General features: G+C 75.2%; 1 protein-coding gene and 1 pseudogene. Both read left to right on the plus strand.

Annotated features, from left to right (window positions below):
• Positions 1-551, plus strand: a pseudogene (locus SACPADRAFT_RS33540) (hypothetical protein); the annotation flags it as partial.
• 53 nt (positions 552-604) lie between these two features.
• Positions 605-1,488: serine/threonine-protein kinase (locus tag SACPADRAFT_RS29480; RefSeq protein ID WP_007027598.1), on the plus strand; the 884-nt coding region annotated here is incomplete at its 3' end.

The following is a 1,488-nucleotide window of genomic DNA, read 5'->3' on the forward strand; positions in this document are numbered from 1 at the left end:
CCGCCGCCCCGCCGCCGCGCGCCGACCGGATCGACGACGAGCCCGAGCCCGGCAACTGGAAGACCCCGGCCGCCGTCGGCGGCGTCGTGGTCGTGGGGATGACCGCGTTCTTCCTGTGGCTGTTCGGTGGCACGCCGAACAGCGGCGACGCCGAGCAGGATCCGGGCACGGGCGGGGTGGTCAGCTCGACCGGACCGACGTCGACGTCGAGCACCTCGGAGGAGACCACCTCCACGACCACGACCGAGGACACCCCGGACCGGGTGCCCCGGCAGACCGGGGAGGTCGACCCGGGCGGTCCCCCGCCCCGGCTCTCCCCGGTGGAACCCACCGACGAGCACACCCCCTCGTCGTCCTCGGAGACGACCTCCGACACCGAAGACGGCAGCGGTGATGGCGGTGACGGTGGCGATGGTGGCGATGGCGGCAACGGCGGAGATGACGGTGACGGCGGCGACGACGGTGACGGCGGTGACGACGGTGACGGCGGCGGCGATACCGGCACCGACACGCCCACCGACAACGATGCGGGCGGGAGCAGCACCTCCTGAGCTGCCGCGCTCGTTGATGTCCGTTTGACCGTCCGCACGGTACGAGGGGTTGCGTGAACGACACGGAAGGCGCTGCGGTCGGCGGGCGCTACCGACTGGACCAGCCCGTCGGACGGGGCCGGGCGGGATTCGTCCACCTCGCCTTCGACACGATGCTGCACCGCACGGTCGCCGCGAAGCGCCTCCACGTCGACGGCGTCACCGGAGACGGCGGCGCGGGCGGCGCCGGAGACCCCGCCGACGTGCTGCGGACCCAGGCGCACCAGGCGATGCGGGTGGTGCACCCGAACGTCGTCCGGGTCCACGACGCCGTCCGGGACGGCACCGACGTCTGGCTGATCATGGAGTACGTGCCGTCCCGCACGATGGCCGGGTTCCTCGCCGAGCACGGTGCCCTCACCCCTCCCCAGGCGGCCTACCTCGGGGCCGCGCTCGGGTCGGCGCTGCAGGCCGCCCACGCGGCGGGTGTCCCGCACGGGCGGGTCTGCCCGGGCACGGTCCTGCTCGCCGACGACGGCGGGGTCAAGCTCACCGACGTCGGCATCCACGACCGTCCCCCCGACCCCGCCTACCGGGCGCCCGAGACCGCGCACCACGGCACCGCCACGCCCGAGGCGGACGCCTACTCGCTCGGGGCGACCCTGTTCACCGCCGTGGAAGGCGTGCCCCCGTACGGGGCGGACGGCACGGACAAGCAGGTGTTGCCCTCGCACGGCGGCCCGCTGACCGGGGCGTTGATCAAGCTGCTGCGCGCCGAGCCGGATCTGCGGCCGACGCTGGCGGACACGGTCGAGGCGCTGCGGGCGGTCAACGCGGGCCGGAAGGAGGGGTTCGTCCCCCCGACCGCCCCGGCCATGCCGACGGTGCCGCTGGTCCCCCGCCCACCCGGCACACGCCCGGCGCACCCCGGCGGCACGGGCACCGACGCCGATGCCGG

It is taken from the genome of Saccharomonospora iraqiensis subsp. paurometabolica YIM 90007, assembly GCF_000231035.2.
In the GTDB taxonomy this organism is placed as follows: Bacteria; Actinomycetota; Actinomycetes; order Mycobacteriales; family Pseudonocardiaceae; genus Saccharomonospora; species Saccharomonospora paurometabolica.